Annotated in this window: 16 protein-coding genes and 2 pseudogenes; 4 read left to right on the top strand and 14 right to left on the bottom strand. The window is 35.4% G+C overall.

Going from position 1 to position 15677, the window contains the following annotated elements; all coding sequences use genetic code 11:
• The first annotated feature begins 9 nt into the window (after positions 1-9).
• The 4 genes from UZ34_03625 (at position 10) to recR (ending at position 2994) form a co-directional block, all read left to right on the top strand.
• Positions 10-387, top strand: coding sequence for a UDP-glucose 4-epimerase (locus UZ34_03625; protein AKO64502.1), 378 nt, complete (start codon positions 10-12; stop codon positions 385-387).
• 149 nt (positions 388-536) lie between these two features.
• Positions 537-2075 carry a hypothetical protein gene (locus UZ34_03630; protein AKO64503.1) on the top strand — a complete coding sequence of 513 codons (1539 nt, stop codon included), beginning with the start codon at positions 537-539 and terminating at the stop codon, positions 2073-2075.
• Positions 2076-2084: 9 nt separating this feature from the next.
• Positions 2085-2393 (top strand): nucleoid-associated protein, encoded by a 309-nt coding sequence (locus UZ34_03635; protein AKO64504.1) that lies wholly within the window; start codon positions 2085-2087, stop codon positions 2391-2393.
• Between the two features lie 7 nt (positions 2394-2400).
• Complete coding sequence (gene recR, locus UZ34_03640; GenBank protein ID AKO64505.1) at positions 2401-2994, top strand: recombination protein RecR; 594 nt, start codon at positions 2401-2403, stop codon at positions 2992-2994.
• Here recR and UZ34_03645 read toward each other — a convergent pair.
• The 14 genes and pseudogenes from UZ34_03645 to UZ34_03710 form a co-directional block, all read right to left on the bottom strand.
• Positions 2956-3627, bottom strand: a complete 672-nt coding sequence (locus UZ34_03645) for a hypothetical protein (protein AKO64506.1) — start codon at positions 3625-3627, stop codon at positions 2956-2958. The genes recR and UZ34_03645 overlap by 39 nt on opposite strands.
• A complete protein-coding gene (locus tag UZ34_03650; protein ID AKO64507.1) occupies positions 3620-4333 on the bottom strand; it encodes a 3-demethylubiquinone-9 3-methyltransferase in 714 nt (237 codons plus the stop codon). Before UZ34_03650 ends, UZ34_03645 begins: the two co-directional genes overlap by 8 nt.
• A complete protein-coding gene (locus UZ34_03655; protein AKO64508.1) occupies positions 4309-5631 on the bottom strand; it encodes a hypothetical protein in 1323 nt (440 codons plus the stop codon). The genes UZ34_03650 and UZ34_03655 overlap by 25 nt, the downstream gene beginning before the upstream one ends.
• Positions 5631-6956, bottom strand: a complete 1326-nt coding sequence (locus UZ34_03660; protein ID AKO64509.1) for an adenylosuccinate synthetase — start codon at positions 6954-6956, stop codon at positions 5631-5633. The genes UZ34_03655 and UZ34_03660 overlap by 1 nt, the downstream gene beginning before the upstream one ends.
• Before the next feature lie 3 nt (positions 6957-6959).
• A complete protein-coding gene (locus UZ34_03665) occupies positions 6960-7922 on the bottom strand; it encodes a hypothetical protein (protein ID AKO64510.1) in 963 nt (320 codons plus the stop codon).
• Complete coding sequence (locus tag UZ34_03670; protein ID AKO64511.1) at positions 7919-8116, bottom strand: hypothetical protein; 198 nt, start codon at positions 8114-8116, stop codon at positions 7919-7921. The genes UZ34_03665 and UZ34_03670 overlap by 4 nt, the downstream gene beginning before the upstream one ends.
• Positions 8117-8992, bottom strand: a complete 876-nt coding sequence (locus UZ34_03675; protein AKO64512.1) for a membrane protein — start codon at positions 8990-8992, stop codon at positions 8117-8119.
• Positions 8992-10218, bottom strand: a complete 1227-nt coding sequence (locus UZ34_03680) for a membrane protein (GenBank protein AKO65156.1) — start codon at positions 10216-10218, stop codon at positions 8992-8994. The genes UZ34_03675 and UZ34_03680 overlap by 1 nt, the downstream gene beginning before the upstream one ends.
• Positions 10219-10282: 64 nt before the next feature.
• A pseudogene (locus UZ34_03685) lies at positions 10283-11317 on the bottom strand (GTP-binding protein HflX).
• A 47-nt stretch (positions 11318-11364) separates the two neighbouring features.
• On the bottom strand, positions 11365-11562 hold the full coding sequence (locus UZ34_03690; GenBank protein AKO64513.1) for a hypothetical protein: 198 nt from the start codon (positions 11560-11562) through the stop codon (positions 11365-11367).
• Entirely contained in the window at positions 11563-12945 is a 1383-nt protein-coding gene (locus UZ34_03695) for a glutamyl-tRNA synthetase (protein ID AKO64514.1), read from the bottom strand. It abuts the gene before it with no gap.
• The gene (gene rimO / locus UZ34_03700) at positions 12938-14263 is read right to left on the bottom strand and encodes a ribosomal protein S12 methylthiotransferase (protein AKO64515.1); all 1326 of its coding nucleotides are present in this window, start codon (positions 14261-14263) and stop codon (positions 12938-12940) included. Before rimO ends, UZ34_03695 begins: the two co-directional genes overlap by 8 nt.
• Positions 14264-14265: 2 nt before the next feature.
• Positions 14266-15024, bottom strand: a complete 759-nt coding sequence (locus tag UZ34_03705) for a ZIP zinc transporter (protein ID AKO64516.1) — start codon at positions 15022-15024, stop codon at positions 14266-14268.
• Positions 15025-15055: 31 nt separating this feature from the next.
• Positions 15056-15595: pseudogene (locus tag UZ34_03710) on the bottom strand (hypothetical protein).
• Positions 15596-15677: the final 82 nt, after the last annotated feature.

Here is a 15677-nt window from a genome sequence, read left to right on the forward strand (position 1 = left end):
CCTTTTTTTATGATTACTAGAATTTCATCCACAGATGCTGCAAATGAATTAATTGAAAAGTTAAGAAATGAGCATGGTCCTATCATGTTTCATCAGTCTGGCGGGTGCTGTGACGGAAGTTCTCCGATGTGCTATCCGGATGGTGAGTTTTATCTAGGGTCAAGTGATGTATGCTTGGGAGAAGTCAATGGTGTATCTTTCTATATGAGCGCATCACAATTTGAATACTGGGAACACACACATATCACCCTAGATGCGATTCCTGGTACAGGTGGCCAGTTTTCTTTGGAGCGCCCAACGGGTTTAAGATTTTTTATTAGATCAAGACTCTACACCGATGAAGAGTGGGATTATCTTTCAAAACAGCCCGTAAAAAAATGTGGTTAACACAACAACCAACATCAAGTTAATGTAAAATAATAGCTGGCGGGTCACCTCGCATTGTAAGTTAGCCAACCTGGTCAGGTGCGGAAGCAAGCAGCCACAACTAATGAAACAAGTGCCGAGACCATGGCTCGCCTTAATTAATTAAAATTATGAAAAATCTAGCTCTTGCAAGAAAATGGCGTCCAAAAAATTTTGAGACCATAGTCGGTCAAGAATTTATTGTTGAGGCCTTAAAAAATTCGATCCTAGGTGATCGTTTACATCATGCGTATCTATTGTCAGGTACGAGAGGTGTGGGAAAAACGACCATTGCCAGGATTTTTGCAAAGTGCTTAAATTGTCACACTGGTTCTAACCCAACGCCTTGTTGTGAATGTTCTTCATGTCTTGAAATTGACCAATCTAAGTCTATTGACGTTATCGAGCTTGATGCAGCATCCAATACACAGGTTGATAACATGCGTGAGCTGCTTGAAAATGCCAACTACCAGCCAACCTCATCCAAATATAAAATATTTATTATCGATGAAGTTCACATGCTTTCAAAAAGCTCTTTCAATGCAATGTTAAAGACACTTGAAGAGCCGCCAGAACATGTGATCTTTATCTTGGCCACCACGGATCCAGAAAAAATACCAGTGACAGTCATATCCCGATGCCTTCATTTTAATTTGATGCAGATGACAAATGATGAAATCTGTGGTCAATTAAAAAATATCTTCCATGAGGAAAAAATAGCCTATGAAGATGAAGCAATAAATATGATGTCCAAACATGCTGATGGCAGTATGAGAGATGCATTGTCGCTTGCGGATAGAGTTATAAATTACACAAATGGCAATGTCAGTCTAGAAAAATTATCTCAAATTCTTGGGGTCACCTCTGACGGCGTGATTGATGAATTACTTACAAACATTTTAGATAACAACAAACAAAAGGTCTTTGATTTGCTGAACAAGCTTAGAGAGCACCACATCTCTTATGAAAACGCACTAAAAGTATTATCGGAAAAAATTTTTATGATCTCAGAGGAACAAACATTTGGCGGTGGAAATAAATCAATAGAGCGTGGTGAACAATTTAGTCTTCAACTCTTACAGACGCTTTATCAGATTTCTATCAATGGGTTGAAAGATTTACCTTTTTCTCCGAGTCAGCATATCGGATTTAGAATGACCATCATTAGGCTGTTGAACTTCATACCGATAAACAATGGTAATGCAATACGGTTAGAAACAAAACAAATTAACCATAACAAAAAAATTGAGAACCAAGAACCCAAAAAGAAAAACTCAGCAGAGAATATTCGAATTGATAATTGGGATCATGTTGTAGATCAAATTAAACCTGGCATGGCAAAAACCTTAGCGCAAAATTGTTTAGTTAAGTCACAAGAGGATAATTTTTTATATCTAATCGTTGATGAAAGATTCAAGCATTTAAATAATGATAAATATATTAAAATTTTAGAAGAATCGCTCTATACGATTTATGGAGAAAAAATAAAAATCGAAATAAATGAAGAGACAGTGACATCAACGCCGGCTCAAAAAAAACAAATAGAAAAAGATGATGCTCTGAAGGTTGCCACAGACTCAATAAAAACAGACTCAAAAATTGAAAATATCTTAAATGAATTTGATGCTCAAATTATTGAGAGCACTATCAAATCGACCAAAATTAATTAGGAGAAAATAATGGCAAAAGGCGGAATGGGTAACCTAATGAAACAAGCTCAGATGATGCAGGCCAATCTGCAAAAGGCACAAAATGAACTTGGTAATATTGAAGTTGAAGGATCTGCAAGTAATGGGCAGGTAAAAATTACAATGTCTTGTAAAAATGAAGTAAAAAAAGTGTTGATTGATGAATCATTGCTGAGTGATAAAGAATTGCTTGAAGATTTAATTTTAGTTGCACTTAAAGATGTACAAGCAAAAATTGAGTCCACCACCAGCCAAAAAATGTCCGGCTTAGTTCCCCCCGGCATGAATCTTCCCTTTTGATTAAATTATGTCAAAAGTACTAAGTGATTTAATTGAAAGTTTAAAATGCCTGCCCGGAGTCGGGCCTAAATCTGCAACAAGAATGGCGTACTACCTTCTTCAACGCGATCCCGATGGGGCTAAAAACTTAGCAAACTCTATACTTAACAGCTTTAAGCACTTAGGCAAATGTAAATCATGCAATAATTTTTGTGAGACGACTATTTGTGACCTATGTTCTGATAGCGGTCGAAATAACTCAGTTTTATGCGTTATTGAAATGCCAACTGATCTATTAATGTTCGAACAAACGCACTCATACAATGGGCTGTACTATATTTTAATGGGGCGATTATCACCTCTTGATGGGGTAGGACCCAAAGAGCTCGCTATGAATTCATTGTACGAACGGTGCAAAGATGAAAATATTAAAGAAGTCATCATTGCAACCAACTTCACAAAAGAAGGTGATGCTACATCAACCTTTATCACTGAGCTCATTAAGGACTTGGGTAAGAAAATCTCAAGAATTGCTAGAGGAATGCCTTCTGGATCTGAGATCGAATATACTGATACCGGAACATTAGCTCAAGCAATTTCTGAGCGAAAAAATATCAATTAACTTCTTTAAATCATCGGTTGAATTGATTAACAGATCATAACCCCATATCTCAGTATTTTCTGACGGATCGATGTAGCCATAACTAGCAAATACAGAAATAATATTGGACGCATTGGCTGCAATAATATCCCTCTCACCATCACCAACATAAATAACCTGACTATGGCCTACGTTAAGCTTGTCAAATACCTCTAAAAACATCTGATTATCTGGTTTAGGTTTAAATCCATCATCCGGACAAAGCACAACATCAAACATTGAATCGATACCTAAATGACTAAGAATCAAATCGGTAAAAATTCGTGGTTTGTTTGTCACAATACCGATCTTGAATCCCCTTTTTTTTAAATCTTTTAATAAATCTTGAAATCCTGGAAAAAGAGAAGCATTGAGATAACAATTATTTTTATAAATCTCAACAAACTCATCAAACAAGGGGTTGTTATTAATTTCACCCGAGGTAAACCTCTTTTTTAGAAACGCGTTGATTCCATTTGAGGAACAGCCTAATCCCTCCTGGAAGCTAATTTCTTTGTGGTTGTACTTTGAATATATTTGATTAGCAGTATTAATAAGATCGGGGGCGGTATCAACAAGCGTGCCGTCAAAATCAAACAAAATTGTATTAATCATTATTGAATCGTAACTCTAAAATATAATTTACCGACACATCCGAGCCCAGCGAATATTTTTTTAAAAATGGGTTGTAGGTCATACCGGTAATATTAGAGATATTCATGTCTAAACTGTTTGCCCAAGACTTCACTTCACTGGGTTTAATGAATTTATCGTAATGATGCGTTCCCTTAGGAAGTAAATTAAGAATATACTCCGCCCCAACTATCGCAAATAAAAAGGCTTTCAAGTTCCGATTAATTGTGGAAACATATAGGCGTCCATTTTTCTTCAGTTTTTTTGAACAAGACTTAATAATGGAAGCTGGATCAGGTACATGCTCGATCATTTCAAGACATGTAATAACATCAAATTTGTTTGAATCTTTTTTTAAAAAGTCTTCTATATTCAATAATTTATAATTAATACTTAAATTATTTTCTTTTGCATGAAGTTTAGCAATTTTGATAGCAATGTCACTTTGATCAATACCGGTCACATTCCCACCAAGCTTTGCCATTGACTCAGCTAAAATACCGCCACCACATCCCACATCTAAAATATTTTTTTCATTTAACGGGAATAAATCGTTGATGTAATTAACCCTCAATGGATTGATGTCGTGAAGTGGTTTAAATTCTGATGATGGATCCCACCATTTGTGAGCAATTTTGTTAAATTTCTCTACCTCATTGAGATCTACGTTGATATTTTGTTTTTCCATAATTTAATCTTATTTATACAACTTTCGACATCAACATCATTAATAAATTCTTTATTTGAATACTTTAAATTACCATTAACCCATACATTTTGAACATTATCCCTACCCCCAGAATATATTAACGTCGAGAGAGGGTCGTATATTGGTTGCAGATGAATATCTGATAAATTAAAAGAGACTAGATCGGCTTTTTTGTTTTTTTCAATAGAACCAATTTGATCCTGCATATTAAGGGTATTTGCAGCATTAATTGTCGCCATATCGAATAAATTTTTTGAGTTTAAAAATTCTTTTACACCTATCTCACTGCGCTGCAACAATGCTGAAAGTTTTAAATCATCGAATAAGCTTAGTTTGTTATTACTTGCTGACCCGTCAGTCCCAATTGCTACATTCTGGGCGTTATTGAGCATGGTGTTAATTTTTGGCATTCCGCTTGCCAATTTCATATTAGATACAGGGCAAGACACAATATTAATTTGTTTTTTTTTAATTATTTCTAAATCAGATGAATCGAGATGAACGCAATGAACAGCAATAAAATCAGGACCTAATAAGCCTAGCGAGTCCAGACGAGTCAGTGGGCGAACGTTATGTTGTTCTATGCTGTTTTTTATTTCCCACTCGGTTTCATGCATATGACAGTGAATATTCATTCCTAACTGGTCAGCATAAGTTCTAATTTTTAAAAATGAATCATCAGATACAGTGTAAGGTGCGTGAGGTGCTAATGCAGTTGTTATACTCTCCTCACCCCTAAAGTCATCCCTAAATTTCAAGCCTTTGTCTAGATAATCGGTAAAATCATTCGCGTACCCACTCTTAAATTCAATAAAGACTAAGCCTATATTTGCCCTCATCCCGACCACCGTTGCTGCTTTTGCAGTTGCATCAGGAAAAAAATACATGTCATTAAATGTGGTAATGCCTGAACTCAGCATTTCTAAGCACGCCAACTGGGATGCATCGAAAACAAGGTCATGGCTGAGCAACTTCGCCTCACTTGGCCAGATCGATTTTTCTAACCAATCATTTAGTCTTTGATCATCAGATATCCCTTTTAAAAAGGTCATTGCTGAATGTGTATGCGCATTAATTAATCCTGGGGTTATGAGTGATTCACCCAGATTCAATATATTCAGATCTTCATCATTACTAAAGCTCTTAAATGGAACGATTTCATCTATAAAACCATCCTTAATGAGAAGAATATGGTCTTCAAGGAGTTCTTGTTTGGAATTTGCGGTATAAATCCATTTAGCATGAATACCAAAATGGTTTTCGCTTTTATCTGACATTAATTTATCTCAAACGGGTGTTCAATGAGAATTGTCTCATCTCTTTCGGGACCTGTAGATACAATATGAATAGGAATTCCTGTCACCTCTTCAATTTTTTGTAGGTAATTCTGAGCCTCTGTTGGTAGCTCCTCCCATTTTTTTACCCTAAAGGTAGTTCCATTCCATCCATCCATGGTAATGAATTGTGGCTTGCAGCGTGACACATCTTCCGCTCCAAGTGGTGGAATATCTGTAGCTTTTCCATCAAGCTCGTAGTGTGTACAAATCTTTATTTCATCCAACCCATCAAGAACATCCAATTTTGTTATGCATAATCCAGATAAACCATTAACCATTGCGGATCTTTTCAAAGCCACTGCATCAAACCACCCGCAACGTCTCTTTCTTTTAGTCACTGTGCCATATTCTTTACCAATGTCTGACATTTGATAACCAGGAGTACCAGGCTGATCAATATCCAACTCACTTGGGAAAGGGCCGCCACCAACACGTGTTGTATAAGCCTTGGTAATGCCAAGTATATAATCGAGTTGATTAGGGCCAATACCTGAACCGGCAGATGCTTGTCCAGCGACACAATTAGAAGATGTAACAAAGGGATAGGTCCCGTGATCAATATCTAATAAAGCGCCCTGAGCACCTTCAAATAAAACATTTGCATCAGCTTGATTAAGATCATAAATCTTTTTAGATATATCCATCACAAGAGGTTTAATGACCTCTGCGCACTCAACTAAATTATTATAGATTTCATCTACATTCACCGGTGAAGCATTCAGTTGTTGTTCTAAAATAAAATTATGGTGAGATAACAAATCGGTTAGCTTTTCTTTTAAAGCTTCAGGATTGAAGAGATCATAAACTCTAATGGATCTTCTAGCCACCTTATCCTCATAGGCTGGACCAATTCCTTTCCCAGTTGTACCTATTTTTTTCTCAGTAGATCGTGCCTCTTCCCTTGCTTGATCAATCAATACATGTGATTTTAAGATCAATGGGCAACCTGGGCTGATGAATAGACGATTACGTACATCTAGGTTGTCTTTTTCTAATGTTTGAATCTCTGAAATCAAATGGTTAATATCTAAGACCACGCCATTTCCAATTAAACACTCAACACCCTCACGGACGATCCCTGATGGAATTAGATTCAACTTATATTCTTTTTGGACACCATTAGTCTCTATTACAAGAGTGTGTCCAGCATTATGTCCCCCTTGAAAGCGAACAACAGCTGAGGCATGATCAGTTAACCAATCAACAATTTTTCCTTTTCCCTCATCACCCCATTGAGTGCCAATAACTACTAAATTCTTTTTCATAAACTATCCAACAAATAAAAGACTTCTTAAATCAAAAGTAAACCCAACAGCTGGTCTTTTTTTCCCAAAGTTAGTTGTTAGATTTTCAAACCGTCCTCCTTTAGCAATTGGGGAGGTAAACTTAGAGGAATAAGCACTAAAAATAAATCCTGAATGATATTCATAAAAATCAACGTCAGACAAATCAATGATAATTTTTACTGAAGATGGCAAAGCACTCATTATTTTTTTTAAGTTTTTTAATCGATTCTGTATTACTTTATTGCCAACGAAAAATTCTTGGATTTTTTTGAGAGATTTATCATCTCCAAACATATCCATGAATAATTCAATTTTACTAATCTTGTAAAAATTTAAATTTTTTCCAAGTAAATTTTTAATTGATACCAAGTCTTTCTTTGCAAAATAGGATCTCAATTGTTTTGAATCATGTGCAGATAATGCCAATGATTTTAAAAATTCAGTGTAGATAGATATATCGTTAAATGATAATAAAATATCTTTTATTTTCAATAGTTTAAAAGATTTTATTAATGTAGATACTACACTAATATCTGCTTCAATTTTTTCATTACCATAAATCTCAACACCGACTTGCAGCTCTTCTCTAGACTGATTAAAGGAACTGGTATCGGCTTTAAGGACAGGTCCACAATAACAATAGCTCTTGATATCATTCGACGAAGATGCTAAATAATTATCAATGCGAGCCGTTTGAATGGTTAAATCTGGAGTAACCCCTATCAGTCTTCCTGATAGTGGATCTGATAGCTTAAACATATCGCTATCAACCGACTTCCCATTAAAAGATATGTTATCCGCATACTCAATCATTGCAGGACTAATCAATTCAAACTTATTTTTTAAAAAGAAATCGACTAATACCCTTCTATTTTTCTCTAACTCTAATGCTTTCTGGGGATATAAATCTTCAACTTTATCAGGGATTGACCAGGTCGTAATCATAAGTTTCTAATTCCAAATAACAGTAATAATAAACCACTCAATGTTAAAAATAAACCAAGCATTCTAAGCTGACCAGCCTTATATTTTGAAACACTTGTAATGAATTTGAGCCAAAATTTTGGAAAAACTAAAGGAAGGAAGCCTTCAAAAAGTAAGACAGAGCCAAGGAATAGAACAAATAAGTTTAATGCCAATTATTTAGTACTATTCTTTTTTGGTTGTAAGTATTTAAAAAATTCAGTGTTTGGATCTAACACGAGGATATCGTCCTTACTGTTGACACTGTTTCTGTAAGCCTCAATACTTCTGTAGAAATCATAAAACTCTTTGTTCTTATTGAAAACATTTGAATAAACTCTCGCAGCCTTAGCATCACCCTCACCTTTAAGTTTTTGAGCTTCTCGGTATGCATCAGTAATGATAATTTCTTTTTCCTTTTCCGCATTTGCCTTAATTTTTTCAGATTCAGCAAAACCCTCAGATCTTAATTCGTTTGCCACTGATTTTCGTTCTGCTTCCATTCGTTGATAGACGGAGTCACTAACCTCTTTTGGAAGATCGACCCGTCTGAGTCTGACGTCTAAGATTTGTATTCCAATATTATTAGATTCACGGTCTGCTCTTTCTTTAATAATATCCATGATTTCAGAACGCTCCCCTGAAACAACTTCTTGAATCGTTCTTTTACCGAATTCTGCTCTCAAACCATCATTAACGGTCTGGGTTAAACGCCTTTCAGCTTGTCTTTCATCGCCATTAACGGACACATAGTATTTTGCAGGGTCAATGATTCTCCATTTGATGAATGAATCTACTAGCACGTTCTTCTTCTCGCTGGTAATAAAACGATCTGGAGTTGATGAATCATAAGTTAGGATACGATTATCAAAATGTCGCACATTGTCAACTAGAGGGACTTTAAAATACAGACCTGGATCTTTTTTAACAGCAACTATTTCACCAAGTCGAAATACAATTCCATGCTCACGTTGGTCCACCGTGTATGTGGCCATGCTTAATAAAATTAAGAAAACTAAAATTGCAACAAAAACTCTTGTTGTTTTTTGCATTATCTCATCTCTCTTTCTCTTGCTCTAAATGCATCCCTTGACCTCTCTTGAGTAACATCAATCGATGTACTTTCAGTTTTTGGTAACTCTATATTGTTGGGTAATGAATTCAAGACAGAATTAACTGACGATCTATTGTTATTTTTCATTATTTGATCAAGGGGAAGGTAGATTAAGCTATTCGAACCAGATTTTTGATCAATAATAACCTTGGTCACGTTAGATAAAATCTCCTCTTGTGCCTCTAAAAATAGTCTATTTTTGGTGACTTCAGGCGCCCTTTCGTATTCCTTCATGATTTGTTCAAATCGACTTGAGTTACCTAATGCCTCATTTTCAATAGAGACTTTATAAGCATTAGCTTCTGCCAAGAGTCGTGCTGCAGTACCTTTTGCTTTAGGTACTACGTCATTAGCATAAGCTTGTCCTTCGTTTTTTTGTCTTTCTAAATCCTGTTTTGCTTTCACAGCATCATCAAAGGCAGCCTGAACTTGTTCTGGTGGCTGTGCGTTCTGCATCGTGACACTAGTAATGTTTATACCAGTAGAATACCGATCTAAAATTTGCTGCATTAACTCTTTAGTTCGTATAGCAACTTCTTCACGCCCCTCGTAGAGAACAAAATCCATTTCACTTTTACCAACAACCTCTCTAATCGCAGTCTCAGATGCAGCTCTTACAGAAGTTTCCGCAGCACGGTTATTAAAAATAAAGTCTTCAACTGACTTTAAGTTGTATTGGACAGCAAACTGCAAGTCCACAATATTTTCATCGCCAGTGAGCATTAAAGATTCTCTCAGCTCTTGAGAGTTTGCTGCAAGATCATTCGATGATCTGTAACCCACCTCAATTGTTCTCACCTGCTCCTGATTAACAATTTCTACTGTCTCAATTGGATATGGAAGGTGCCAACGAGGACCAGGTTGCGTAACGTCAATGTGTTCACCAAATCTTAGAACTACTCCCCTTGAGCCCTGATCAACAATGTAGAAACCGGTTAACAGCCAGATTAAAAAAACAATCAATAAAATTGGTAGTAAAGGAATGTCTCCCCCATTTAAATTTTGCTTATTGCCACCATTGTTTGATCCACCTCCATTATTATCAACGACAATTCGAGGCTTTCTTTTGAAGATATTATCGATTTTTTTACCAAGGTCTTTTAGGACTTCGTCAAGGTCAGGAGGTCCGTCTTGTTTTGAAAAAATACCAAGTTTTTTAAACATATTACTAAAAGTTTTCGTCATAATTAATAATTTCTTGATTGTTAAAAGCTGATGCTCTTCCGACCAATGCTTCCTTTAAAAATTCAATTCCTTGGCCAGTTTTTGCTGATAATTCAATGCGACTAATTCTACCATACTCATCTATATCTTTTTGTGGCAAAGAGTTATTTTTGTCTATCTGATTGAGAACAAGTATTTGATCCACCTGATCTGCATGTATTTCCTTTAAAATTCGATTTACTTGATCAATATGTTCCTTTTTTTCTTCATTAGTTGAATCCACCACGTGTAACAATAAGTCCGCGCTAGTCGATTCTTCTAGAGTCGACTTAAAGGATTCAATCAGATTGGTTGGTAAGTTTTTTATAAAACCAACTGTATCTGAAATCACAAGCGAAGTTGAGGGAGGAATAAACAATTTCCTTGAGGTTGTATCTAAGGTAGCAAATAATTGATCTGCAGCATAGATTTTTTGTTTAGTGAGTTCGTTAAATAAAGTGGACTTGCCTGCATTGGTATAACCCACAATTGCAACGGTAAAGACACCACTTTTTCTTCTGCGCTGTCGCTGCATATTTCTTTGCTTGGTTAATTTTTTTAATCGCTCTTTAAGTTGCTTGACACGGACTCTTAACATCCTTCGGTCAAGTTCTATTTGTTTTTCTCCAGGTCCTCCCCTAACACCAATACCACCCTTTTGTCGCTCAAGGTGAGTCCATCCTCGCACGAGCCTAGTAGATAGATATTCAAGTTGCGCAAGCTCCACCTGAAGCTTACCCTCATGACTTTTAGCTCTTTGTGAGAATATATTCAAGATTAGATTAGTTCTATCAATGATTGTTACCTTCAAGGCATCCGATAGTTTTTTTTCTTGCGCAGGGGTGATATCTTCATTGATGATTATAAAATCAAAACTAAAAATATTTTTTAATTGTTTTATTTCATCCACCTTCCCTTTACCAATATAAAAGCTTGGGTTGGGAGTAATAATTTTAATATCTAAGGACTCAACAATATCAAAACCAGCAGTTTTAACCAGTTCTTTAATTTCATGATGATCATATTCCTTGCGACCATAACCATCGTGGGTATTAATTATAAGACACTTCTCTTTAGGAATGATTATATTATTTGAACTCAAGAAACTTATTTATAGTTTGGGACTATTGATGATATTGCATGAATAAAAATCAATTGTGGTGAGTTACCTTTCAAGATAATGCTCTCCTCATCGAAAGATTCAATCAGACCTTGGAGCTTAATACCGTTCATCAGATAAACTGACACATTGACAGAATTACTTACCAAGGTTTCAAAAAATTCAGCACTTATTTTTTTAGCCATTTATATTTGCTCACTTAATCTATTATTAAAATCATCCTTGCCTATTAAGGCGATAATTTGCCCAATTGAAGGAGACTGGTCGGTTCCCAATAACACCACCCTCAAAGGCATGGCAACTTCAGGAAACTTAATTTGTTCAGTTTTGACATAGGCTTTTAAAATAGTTTCTATCGATTCAGAAGTAAAGTCAGACACATTAAACAAATCTCTTAAATTTTGTAAGCGATTTATTGAAACATCGGAGATATATTTTTCTATCAATTCATGTGAAATATTTTCCGGTTTTGTTAAGACCGTCTCCGCATTCACTTCAAAATCTCGCAACGAATTACAGCGATCTTTATAAAGATCAAAAATACCTAATAATTGTTTACGATCTGAAAATCTTTTAGCAAATTGGGGAGTTAGTAATACCTCAATCTCTTCAAAATTCTTTTGTTTTAGGTAGTGGTTATTGAGCCACTGAAGTTTTTTGATATCAAACTGCGATGGTGATGATGTAATGCTTTTTAGAGAAAATAACTTACATAATTCATCAAGAGAAAAAATTTCAGCATCGCTATGACTCCACCCTAACCTAGCAAGATAATTATTGACTGCCTCCGGAAGATAGCCAAGCTCACGATATTCAGTCACACTTGCAGCTCCATGCCGCTTAGATAACTTTTGTCCATCTTCTCCGTGGATCATTGATAAATGAGCAAAGAACGGTATATCAAAACCACAGGCTTTATATATATTGATTTGGCGCGGGGTATTGTTGATGTGATCATCTCCACGGATAACATGCGTAATACCCATATCAGTATCATCCACTACCACACTTAAGTTATACGTTGGTGAACCATCAGATCTTTGCAGAATCACATCATCCAATTCTTCATTACTGACAGATATTTGTCCTTTGACTTGATCTTCCCAAGTCACATTTCCATCTAGTGGATTTTTGAAACGAATAACAGGAGTTACTCCCTTTGGCACTGGGGGCAGTGTCTTTCCCTCCTCCGGTCTCCAAGTGCCGTCATATTTTGGCTTAATTCCTTTTTTTTCACAATCGTGTCGCATTTGATCAAGTTCTTCTTTGCTTGAGTAGCACTCATATGCGTGACCATGCTGTAATAACTGAGCAATAATCTCTTTGTGACGATTAAAATTTTTTGCCTGATAAACAATGTCACCATCATGATTTAAATTTAGCCATGACATCCCTTCTAGAATCTTATCAACAGCCTCCTGGGTGGATCTCTCCACATCAGTATCTTCAATCCTTAGAAAAAATTTACCGTTATGTTTTTTAGCGAATGCATAATTGAAAATTGCGGTACGTATTCCGCCAATATGAAGATACCCAGTTGGACTAGGTGCAAATCGAGTTTTAATCATCTAATGGTCCAGCAAATAAGTTATATGCGTCATTTCCGGTAATTTTAACATTAAGTCTATCACCCGCCATCAAACCCTCGGGGTCTTTTAAATATATAACCCCGTCCACGTCCGGAGCTGAGCGGAAACTTCTAGCTAATGCAAAATCATCCGTTACTTCATCAACCACAACATGTTGAATCGACCCAATTAGTGATTTTAGTTTTTGCTCACTAAGCGTCTTTTGTGTTTCCATCAAATGGTTATATCTTTCTTTTTTTACATAGTCAGGAATTTGATCAGACATTAATTTTGCTGTCGCTCCCTCGACATTTGAATACTCAAAACAACCTACGTTATCCAAGTTTGCTTCTTTAATAAATTCTATTAACTGTTCAAAATCATGATCTGTTTCTCCAGGATAGCCCACAATAAATGTGCTTCTTAAAGCAATATTTGGATTGATTTCTCGCCAAGCCTGAATTCTTTTTAAGTTATCTTCAGCATCAGCTGGTCGCTTCATTGATTTTAGAATTCTAGGGCTTGCATGTTGAAATGGAACATCTAAATAAGGAAGAATTGTCTCCTTATCCATCAACTCAATCATATAATCAATATGTGGATATGGATAGATATAATGAAAACGTACCCATACACCAAATTTTTTCAGTTCTTTAGCTAAATGATATAAATCTCGTTTGACAGGCTTACCATCCCAAAAGGATTGCTTTACCTTAAAATCAACACCATAAGCACTCGTGTCTTGGGAGATGATGATTAATTCTGTCACTCCAGAATCAACCAGATTTTGTGCTTCACCTAGAATATCTTCAGGGGTTCTACTGACTAGTTTTCCTCTCATTGAAGGAATAATACAGAATGAGCATTTGTGGTTACAACCTTCGGATATCTTAATATATGCATAGTGGGAGGGTGTTAGCCTTAAGCCAGACTTTGGTATTAAATCAATAAAAGAGTCGTGTGGTTTGGGGGCAACTTTGTTGATAATATCAACAACTTCTTTATCTGCTTCAGAGCCGGTGATGGCGATTAGATTTTTAAATCTTTCCTCAATAATATTCTTCTTCTCTCCTAAACAACCAGTCACTATGACATTACCATTACTTTTTAAAGCCTCATCAATGGTGTTGAGAGATTCTTCAATTGCAGAATCAATAAAACCACAGGTATTAACAACTACAACATCTGATTTATCGTATGAGGATGAAATTTCATACCCTTGAGTTTTTACCCTCGTCATTATTTTTTCTGTATCAGAACCTGCCTTGGGGCAGCCAAGAGAAATAAAACCAATCTTAGGTATCTTAACTGATGACATGCTTAGTGAATAAGTGAATGAAGGAAATAAATAATTAAAACGCCAAGAAAAATAGAAAATGTTTGTTGAAGCGTTTGTTTGATTTCAACTTTTTGATGTAGCGATGGAATAAGGTCTGATATGGCAACATAAATCATACTTGAAGCAGCAAAAGCTAAAATCATTGGTATGAGGAATTCAAGGTCATTTAAAACAAAATATGCAAGGATAGCTCCTAAAATCATTGCGCACCCAGTAACAATATTCATCACTAGTGTTCTTGATAAACTATACCCTGAGTTAATTAATATAGAAAAATTACTAATTTCTTGAGGAATTTCATGCACGATAATAGCCAGAGCAGTTATCAACCCAAGGTTTATATCAACAATAAATGCACTGGAAATCAATATACCATCAATAAAATTATGAAAGCAATCACCAATAATCAAGATACTGCCTTTTTTTACATCATGATTCACAACAGGAGAATGATTCTCACAATGTGATCCGTGACAATGTCTCCAAACCAATAATTTTTCTAAAATAAAAAAAACGAGAATGCCAATCAAAACAATTAATGAAATTTGATGTAAGTCTCTTGAAAGTTCATAAGCGTGCGGAATAATTTCTAAAAAGGCAGCCCCTAGCAAGGTGCCAACTGCAAAACTAACAAAATAATCAGCGTAATTGACCATTTTCAATTTACTAAATAAGTAGGCAAGCGTGAGGCTTAAAAGAGAGCCAAAAAAACAAACTGCAATAATAACCAATAAATTCATTAGGTGGATTATACGTGATTAATGTAAAGAATTAAGTATTAATCCACGCCATTGAAATCAATCTATATGGAGTTTTATTTTGACGATGAGAAAATAAAAAATCATCGCTAAAAGTACAATAATTTTGACTAATTGAGTTACCGTATATTTTTTGAACACCATAATATTTCAGTAATGAGACAGTAATTCTGACTAAGTCCACATAAAACTTATTTTTTTTATATTTAAAATGTTTTGCCAGAAAATTATATTTTTTATTAAATAAGTCATATACGTCCCTATCGGTTTCAAAGTACTTTTGGGAAATACCTGGCCCTATCCACGCTACTACGTCCTCACAATTTGTTTTTATTTTTTTTAGTGTTTCAAGAATAATACCTGCTGAAAGACCTCTCCAACCACAATGAATTGCAGCAACAAAAGATCCTTGTTCGTTTGAAAGCAATACAGGTATACAGTCAGCTGTTCTAACCGCAACAATAACATTGGGCTCGTAAGTAAAAATACCATCACAAGTAAAATGATGATCATTTTTATAAATCTGTATAACTTTGTTTGAGTGAATCTGATTAACTAAGGAAAATTTTCTATTAGTGATTGCAAATAAATCTTTAGCTTGTTCATCGACAAAATTATTTAAAATTTTTAAATTA

Source organism: Methylophilales bacterium MBRSF5, from assembly GCA_001044335.1.
Taxonomy (GTDB): domain Bacteria; phylum Pseudomonadota; class Gammaproteobacteria; order Burkholderiales; family Methylophilaceae; genus BACL14.

What these genes read in the sequence shown, in the direction of transcription:
- UZ34_03625 (AKO64502.1), top strand. Translation starts at nt 10, where the DNA reads ATGATTACTAGAATTTCATCCACAGATGCTGCAAATGAATTAATTGAA.
- UZ34_03630 (AKO64503.1), top strand. Translation starts at nt 537, where the DNA reads ATGAAAAATCTAGCTCTTGCAAGAAAATGGCGTCCAAAAAATTTTGAG.
- UZ34_03635 (AKO64504.1), top strand. Translation starts at nt 2,085, where the DNA reads ATGGCAAAAGGCGGAATGGGTAACCTAATGAAACAAGCTCAGATGATG.
- recR (AKO64505.1), top strand. Translation starts at nt 2,401, where the DNA reads ATGTCAAAAGTACTAAGTGATTTAATTGAAAGTTTAAAATGCCTGCCC.
- UZ34_03645 (AKO64506.1), bottom strand. Translation starts at nt 3,627, where the DNA reads ATGATTAATACAATTTTGTTTGATTTTGACGGCACGCTTGTTGATACC.
- UZ34_03650 (AKO64507.1), bottom strand. Translation starts at nt 4,333, where the DNA reads ATGGAAAAACAAAATATCAACGTAGATCTCAATGAGGTAGAGAAATTT.
- UZ34_03655 (AKO64508.1), bottom strand. Translation starts at nt 5,631, where the DNA reads ATGTCAGATAAAAGCGAAAACCATTTTGGTATTCATGCTAAATGGATT.
- UZ34_03660 (AKO64509.1), bottom strand. Translation starts at nt 6,956, where the DNA reads ATGAAAAAGAATTTAGTAGTTATTGGCACTCAATGGGGTGATGAGGGA.
- UZ34_03665 (AKO64510.1), bottom strand. Translation starts at nt 7,922, where the DNA reads ATGATTACGACCTGGTCAATCCCTGATAAAGTTGAAGATTTATATCCC.
- UZ34_03675 (AKO64512.1), bottom strand. Translation starts at nt 8,992, where the DNA reads ATGCAAAAAACAACAAGAGTTTTTGTTGCAATTTTAGTTTTCTTAATT.
- UZ34_03680 (AKO65156.1), bottom strand. Translation starts at nt 10,218, where the DNA reads ATGTTTAAAAAACTTGGTATTTTTTCAAAACAAGACGGACCTCCTGAC.
- UZ34_03690 (AKO64513.1), bottom strand. Translation starts at nt 11,562, where the DNA reads ATGGCTAAAAAAATAAGTGCTGAATTTTTTGAAACCTTGGTAAGTAAT.
- UZ34_03695 (AKO64514.1), bottom strand. Translation starts at nt 12,945, where the DNA reads ATGATTAAAACTCGATTTGCACCTAGTCCAACTGGGTATCTTCATATT.
- rimO (AKO64515.1), bottom strand. Translation starts at nt 14,263, where the DNA reads ATGTCATCAGTTAAGATACCTAAGATTGGTTTTATTTCTCTTGGCTGC.
- UZ34_03705 (AKO64516.1), bottom strand. Translation starts at nt 15,024, where the DNA reads ATGAATTTATTGGTTATTATTGCAGTTTGTTTTTTTGGCTCTCTTTTA.